Genomic DNA, 6,587 nt, shown 5'->3' with positions numbered 1-6,587 from the left:
AGTAGTTTGTTAGTGTTATAAGATTTTCTAACTACAAAATAACGGAAGAACCCTTCTTTTTTTGGTGCATGCCATGGATCTAAACCTGTATTATGGCAATAGATTCTTATGTTTTTTAAGTTATCTTCAACAGCTTTATCAAATAAACCAGAATCGCTGTTAAGATTATCTCCACACCACCAAAGTCCACGCCTTTTAAAACCTAAGGTAAACTCATCTATATCTGTTTTTTGCTCTCTGTCGTAACCTATGGCAGAAAAACCGTATTCCATTTTATTACGATAATGGAATGTATTGGGTGAGCTTACAAATTCATCGAATTTGGTTTCAATATCAGCAACTTTACCAATGCGTTTAAAAAGTTCTAAAGTACTTTGCTTTTTATAAAGATGTTGTTTCGCTATAGGTAGTTGTATATAAGGTGCACCAGGAATATCTTGATAAGGCATTTTTACTTCATCATCAGATGGTTTTAAAACATCGAGTAATTTACATTCAGCATATTTTTTGCTCGATTTTTTTACCTGAGCTTTAACTAGTTGTCCTGGTAAAGTGTTTGGAACAAAAACTACAAACTCACCATGTTCATTTCTAATACGACCAATACCTTTACCTCCAAAGGCATAATCTTCTATTAAGATGTCTATAATTTGTCCTCTTTTTACAAATTTGTTGCGTTCTCGTCTTGGCATGCTGCAAAAATAGGATTTCCGACGGGATTGAGAAATAAAATACCCAAGAAGACCATTGGTTTTTAATGTCTTTAAAACAAAAAACCTCCATGATATTTCATGAAGGCTTTTGCGTAACAATAAAATGTTACTCCCTAGAATAATAGTGATTTAATGCTTTATAATTTGTAGTGATTAATCTGCGGTTTTTTTCCGAGTTATATCAATTCATTTTTTAATAAAACTAGAGAATACCTCTTAATCTCTATCTATAGCTTCAATTTGTATTTGTTTATTAATTACAACAAATAAAATTTTAGGCTTAAAAAACAAAATTATCTCAAATGCATGCATAAAAAAATACCCTCCAGAGGGTATTTTGGTTATATAGTGGCTTAAATTTTATGGTTTATTTTAGTAAATCTAAAGCCATAGCAAATTTTATAAGATCTGCTAGGTTAGAAGTGTCTAACTTTTTATTAATGTTTTTGCGATGCGAATGCACAGTATGTTTGGAAATGTAAAGAGCATCAGATATATCATTATTAGATTTGCCATTAGCCAACAATCTTAAGACCTTTTTTTCTTGTTTGGTTAATGATTGAAATTGTTGCCAAATTTGTTCGGTTTTATGAATTGGTTCAATTATATCGGCATAAATTTTTCCTAAAAAACCTTCCTCATGCATAAAAGTACTGATGTTAAAGAATTTTTTATCATCAATTATTAATTTATTAGAAAGTACATGCTCAAAATTATTATTAATCTTTAGTTTTTGTGGATTTACGCAAATACTGTCAAAATCATTATAGTTATTAAAATGGTTTATTTTTTTCAATGAAGCTTTAAGAAATATGGGGCAAGATATTTTAGGTAGATACGATGCACCTTTTTCCACTAAAGTCTCTAGCTCATAACTCTTTGTATATACTTTATGATTAGCATAAAAATGATCTAAATTGTTTCTGCTATTAATATGTATTGCATTAGGTAAATAGTCGCTAATTTGATAAAAAAGATTTTCGTCTTTTAAATATAGATTACGCATTTTGTATGCAAAATGCTGAGCATGAATAATTGATTCTTTTTGAGTGAGAGAGCTAAACTTCATTATTAAAGTTTATAATATATCTAAAGCCATAGCAAATTTTATAAGGTCTGCTAGGTTAGAGGTGTCTAACTTTTTATTAATGTTTTTGCGATGCGAATGTACTGTATATTTAGAAATATAAAGTGCATCAGAAATATCGTTATTAGATTTACCATTAGCTAACAATCTTAGAACCTTTTTTTCTTGCTTGGTTAACGATTGAAATTGTTGCCATATTTCTTTATTTCTATGAACGGGTTTTAGAATATTTTGGTAAAGTTTACCTAAAACACCCATTTCATCAGCAAAGTTAAAGAGGTTAAAAAATTTATTATCGTTTAAAATAATTTTGTTAGAGAAAATATAAGTCATTTCCTTGTTAACACTAACTTGCTGAGGGTTAAAACAAATAGCGTCAGAGTCATTGAATTGATTATATCGTTTTACTCTGTCTAACGAAGCTTTTAATAAATAAGGGCAAGAAATCTCAGTGAGGTATTTTGCACCAACATTATACAATATTTCCATCTCATAACCTTTATTCAACATTTTATTATTGGCATAATAATAATCTAGATTATGACGATTATTTATATGTACAGCATTAGGGAGATAATCACAAATGTCATAAAACATAGCTTCATTTTCAAAATAGAGCGAGCGCAGTCTAAATGTAAAATGCTGACTGTCTATAATAAAATCTTTTTCTGTTGCTGATTTTAATCTCAAAATTTAGAAATTGGTTTTAGCTATGTTTTGTATAATTTGTACAAATAATTCTGGTTGTTCTAAACTTGGGTAATGTCCGCATTGGTTAATTTCAACTATTTCGCAAGTGGTCTTACATTCTTGTTGTAATTGTGCAAGATAATTTGGATTTACCGTTGGATCTTGCATTCCTTTTAAAATATATTTTTTTATTGGTAAGGTTTTAAAAATCGTATATTCATCACTAAGCTTGTTTCCCATAATATCAGCAGCTATTAAAGCTCTAATTTTAGGGTTACAACTATTAAAATCTTTTACTATGGCTTCAGCATTAGTTTTATTATAAACTGCAACATTAGCAGCTTCCTTAATTGCAGTGCCACTAGGGTTTTCTTGTAAAAACGTGTTTAAGGCTTCCATAGGAATAAAAGCTTCTTCAAAATTAATAGGAGATTTAACAGGAGGTGTTCCCATAATAACCAAACCTTTTAGTTGATTTATACTTGGTGCAATTTCTACAGCGAGATGTCCTCCTAAAGAATTTCCTATAAGTATTATAGAATCCTCTAAAGCATTTATAAATTGTATAAGTTCAGATTTATAGAAATCATACAAATTTTCAGTAGGCAATTCGGTAGTAGCGGCATTATTATGTCCTGGTAAATCTACAGCAATAACTCTATGCTCTATATCAGCATTTAGAAGAGAATTAAAAACATTTAAAGACGAAGAATTACCGTGTATGCAAACAATAGTTCCTTTTTGAGTCGAAAAATTTTCTTTAAAGATCAATTGGGTTGTTTTAGTTGGTTGGTTTGCAGTGAAATTTATGTATTTTAATTCAATTTTTTAACATTTTAAAGCTTTTTTTATTTGTAAGATTCAGCACACAGAGAAAGCTATGATAAAACATTAAGGGCTTAAATAAATTGAAGTAATAGTTTTAAAAGGCAAGTAATATTTATTAATTTGCGCACTTCTAGGGATGATTTCTCTCCCACGCTGCTTTTTCAGGGCTTCACCATAACTTCAAAAAATGGTACGCTAAGTCTTTGAAGGAATAAAGGTAGAGTAGGAACTCGCTAAGCGAGATTTTCAAAATCATAATTCTCAGCTTAGTTTTTGTTTAATTTTTTAAAGATTTTTAAAAATGGCTGTTTTAGAACACATTACATCGCAAGAAGCGATGGCACTAGAAAACAAGTATGGAGCGCAAAACTATCATCCCTTGCCAGTAGTATTGAGTAAAGGTGAAGGGGTTTTTGTTTGGGATGTTGAAGGTAAGAAGTATTACGATTTTTTATCGGCTTATTCGTCTTTAAATCAAGGGCATTGTCACCCGAAAATTGTGAATGCTATGACAGAGCAGGCACAACGTTTAACATTAACATCGCGAGCGTTTTATAACGATATGTTAGGGCGTTACGAAAAGTATGCTACAGAGTATTTTAATTTCGACAAGATGTTACCGATGAACTCAGGAGCTGAAGCTGTAGAAACTGCTTTAAAGCTCTGTAGAAAATGGGCTTATGAGGTAAAGGGAATTGATATTAATAAGGCAGAAATTATTGTATGTAAAAATAATTTTCACGGAAGAACAACAACCATCATTTCATTTTCTAATGATCCTATTGCACGTAAACACTTTGGACCATACACAGATGGATTTATTAAGATTGAGTATGATAATTTAAAAGCATTAGAGGATGCATTGAGCAGTAATCCTAATGTTGGCGGTTTTATGGTAGAACCAATACAAGGTGAAGCAGGTGTATATGTACCAAGTGAAAACTATTTAAAAGAAGCAAAAGCACTTTGCGAAAAATACAATGTACTGTTTATAGCAGATGAAGTACAAACAGGAATTGCACGTACCGGAAAATTACTAGCTGTAGACCATGAAGAGGTAAAGCCAGATATTTTAATTTTAGGTAAAGCCTTAAGTGGTGGTTTATATCCTGTCTCTGCAGTTATGGCAAGTAATGAAATAATGAACGTTATTCAACCAGGAAATCACGGAAGTACATTTGGTGGTAATCCAATTGCAGCAGCAGTAGCTATTGCAGCATTAGAAGTAGTAAAAGAGGAAAATTTAGCTGAAAAAGCAGAAACTCTTGGGAAGATTTTTAGAGCTGAAATGAACAGATATATAAAAGATAGTACTATTGTTAATTCTGTAAGAGGTAAAGGTTTATTAAATGCTATTGTAATAAATGATGACGAAGACAGTGATACAGCTTGGAATATCTGCTTAAAGCTTAGAGACAATGGTTTATTAGCAAAACCAACACATGGAAATATTATTCGTTTTGCACCACCATTAGTGATGACAGAAGATCAGTTATTAGACTGTGTTTCTATAATTACTAAAACTCTAAAAGAATTTGAATAATATTATTTGAATATTAATAAATCAAAAACCACGCAATTGCGTGGTTTTTTTAGTATAAAGTATATGTGATTTTCGATATTGTTATCTACATCCAGCTTTTTCAGCTGCTTCGTATACTTGCTCCAAAGATTCTGCTGGAACATTAGGATTGTTTTCAAATAAACCAATGTACCAATCAAAGAATGTACAAGGATTAAGGGCTACCCATATTATAAACGCAAGTCCTATAAATGATATAAATAATGATATAATTGAAAATACTCTCGCGCTTTTCATTGCAGAACCATTAGTGTATGCTTCTGGATCAGCATTATATTTTTTAAGTTCTTTATTAGCAATTACAATAGCTATAATTGCTGTAATAGTACCTAGACCATAAACGCAACAACATAGTATTCCTATTACAGATAAAATGTATACTGCGGTTGTATTAAGTTTTTGCATAAGTTGAATTGATTAGTTAAAAAAATAGTTTTAAAATATAATTAGTAATAGCGGTTGTAAGAGTTAAAGCTGCTAAACCTAGCTTTATTTTTTCATTATGTTTTATATTCATAAAGCTGTCAAAAATAAAAAAAACAAAAAGAAAAAGCATTGGATATATTGCAGGATACATGAAAAAAGCATTAATAAACTCACCTTTTAGAATATAGGCGATAGACCTTTGTATACCACAGCCAATACAGTCTATATTAAATGTTTTCTTCCACATGCATGGCAACATATAATCCTCTAAGCCTTTAATTAAAATAAGCATGGTGCTAAAGTAATAATTTACTTTTACTAAGAGATTGGTCGTGTATAATTATTCTTTAGTCTTATTTTTGCATACAATAATTATAAAATCATGAATATTTCTAGAACTATAAATTTTATATGCATTCTAGTAGGCGGTATAATTGCTGTTTATGCCCAAGCAGAAGCGCAGCAAAACACTTATTTATTAATTGGAGGCATTGTGTTATTAATGTTTGGTATTTACAGAACATCTAGAAACATTCCTAGCAAATTTGATAAGCAAGAAGAAGAATCTTTTGTGAAAAGTGAAAAGATCGATGAAGATTAAAGTTGGCGATACCGTTGAAACTATTGATGATGCTATAGTTGGTAAAGTAATTAAGGTTTCTGGAGATTTAATTATTATAGAAGATACTAGTGGTTTTGAGTTTCAGTTTAGTAAAAATGAATTGATTGTAACTGCTGCTAACAAAACTATAGAAAAAGCCATTTTTAATATTGATCTAGAATCTGTAAAACAAGAGAAAGAAACCCAAAAGAAAAAGGCAACAACAGTAGTTAAACCAAAAGAACGACATGCACCAAAATTTGAAGTTGATTTGCACATTCATCATCTAACGGACTCGACTAAAGGCATGACAAATTTTGATATGCTAAATCTTCAACTAGATACTGCTAGAAGACAATTAGAATTCGCAATAAGAAAACGTATTCCTAAAATGGTATTTATTCATGGAGTAGGTGAAGGTGTGCTTAGACAAGAGTTAGAAACACTCTTAGGTAGATATAATAATGTAAAGTATTATGATGCTGACTATAAAACCTATGGTTTAGGCGCAACTGAAGTTAGAATATTTCAGAATATAGAGCCTTAATCTTCATCCTCTTCCACATACTCTATGGTATAGGTTAAAGTTCCTAAATCTAATTCTGTGGCAGATAAGATTTCTAAATTAAAATCTGTTACTAAAAAGCTTACTGTAACTGT

General features: G+C 30.5%; 9 protein-coding genes. 3 read left to right on the top strand and 6 right to left on the bottom strand.

Annotation, left to right across the window (positions count from 1 at the left end):
- The 4 genes from N4A42_RS04450 to N4A42_RS04435 all read right to left on the bottom strand — a co-directional run.
- The coding region (locus tag N4A42_RS04450) for a TRAM domain-containing protein (protein WP_294070460.1) at window positions 1–692 on the bottom strand (692 nt) is incomplete at its 3' end.
- Between the two features lie 388 nt (window positions 693–1,080).
- Window positions 1,081–1,782: a response regulator transcription factor gene (locus tag N4A42_RS04445; protein WP_294070456.1), complete on the bottom strand. Its 702-nt coding sequence runs from the start codon at window positions 1,780–1,782 to the stop codon at window positions 1,081–1,083.
- 9 nt (window positions 1,783–1,791) lie between these two features.
- A complete protein-coding gene (locus N4A42_RS04440; protein ID WP_294070453.1) occupies window positions 1,792–2,490 on the bottom strand; it encodes a response regulator transcription factor in 699 nt (232 codons plus the stop codon).
- A 3-nt stretch (window positions 2,491–2,493) separates the two neighbouring features.
- Complete coding sequence (locus N4A42_RS04435) at window positions 2,494–3,261, bottom strand: alpha/beta hydrolase (protein WP_294070450.1); 768 nt, start codon at window positions 3,259–3,261, stop codon at window positions 2,494–2,496.
- A 358-nt stretch (window positions 3,262–3,619) separates the two neighbouring features.
- Here N4A42_RS04435 and rocD point away from each other — a divergent pair, with 358 nt between their 5' ends.
- The gene (gene rocD, locus N4A42_RS04430; protein ID WP_294070448.1) at window positions 3,620–4,861 is read left to right on the top strand and encodes an ornithine--oxo-acid transaminase; all 1,242 of its coding nucleotides are present in this window, start codon (window positions 3,620–3,622) and stop codon (window positions 4,859–4,861) included.
- Between the two features lie 81 nt (window positions 4,862–4,942).
- On the opposite strand, the gene N4A42_RS04425 is transcribed toward rocD, so the two are convergent.
- Window positions 4,943–5,305 carry a CCC motif membrane protein gene (locus tag N4A42_RS04425; protein ID WP_294070445.1) on the bottom strand — a complete coding sequence of 121 codons (363 nt, stop codon included), beginning with the start codon at window positions 5,303–5,305 and terminating at the stop codon, window positions 4,943–4,945.
- A 16-nt stretch (window positions 5,306–5,321) separates the two neighbouring features.
- Window positions 5,322–5,618, bottom strand: a complete 297-nt coding sequence (locus tag N4A42_RS04420) for a DUF2752 domain-containing protein (protein ID WP_294070442.1) — start codon at window positions 5,616–5,618, stop codon at window positions 5,322–5,324.
- Window positions 5,619–5,708: 90 nt separating this feature from the next.
- On the opposite strand from N4A42_RS04420, the gene N4A42_RS04415 reads away from it, so the two are divergent.
- Both N4A42_RS04415 and N4A42_RS04410 read left to right on the top strand, forming a co-directional pair.
- Window positions 5,709–5,927: a hypothetical protein gene (locus tag N4A42_RS04415; RefSeq protein WP_294070439.1), complete on the top strand. Its 219-nt coding sequence runs from the start codon at window positions 5,709–5,711 to the stop codon at window positions 5,925–5,927.
- Complete coding sequence (locus N4A42_RS04410) at window positions 5,917–6,474, top strand: Smr/MutS family protein (protein ID WP_294070436.1); 558 nt, start codon at window positions 5,917–5,919, stop codon at window positions 6,472–6,474. The genes N4A42_RS04415 and N4A42_RS04410 overlap by 11 nt, the downstream gene beginning before the upstream one ends.
- Window positions 6,475–6,587: the final 113 nt, after the last annotated feature.

It is taken from the genome of Winogradskyella sp., from assembly GCF_025210595.1.
In the GTDB taxonomy this organism is placed as follows: domain Bacteria; phylum Bacteroidota; class Bacteroidia; order Flavobacteriales; family Flavobacteriaceae; genus Winogradskyella.
Note: the sequence above shows the minus strand (reverse complement) of the source record. Positions and strands in the feature narration are given on the sequence as shown.

Coding starts and splice junctions, on each gene's coding strand:
- N4A42_RS04410 (WP_294070436.1), top strand. CDS start 5,917: ATGAAGATTAAAGTTGGCGATACCGTTGAAACTATTGATGATGCTATA.
- rocD (WP_294070448.1), top strand. CDS start 3,620: ATGGCTGTTTTAGAACACATTACATCGCAAGAAGCGATGGCACTAGAA.
- N4A42_RS04420 (WP_294070442.1), bottom strand. CDS start 5,618: ATGCTTATTTTAATTAAAGGCTTAGAGGATTATATGTTGCCATGCATG.
- N4A42_RS04415 (WP_294070439.1), top strand. CDS start 5,709: ATGAATATTTCTAGAACTATAAATTTTATATGCATTCTAGTAGGCGGT.
- N4A42_RS04425 (WP_294070445.1), bottom strand. CDS start 5,305: ATGCAAAAACTTAATACAACCGCAGTATACATTTTATCTGTAATAGGA.
- N4A42_RS04445 (WP_294070456.1), bottom strand. CDS start 1,782: ATGAAGTTTAGCTCTCTCACTCAAAAAGAATCAATTATTCATGCTCAG.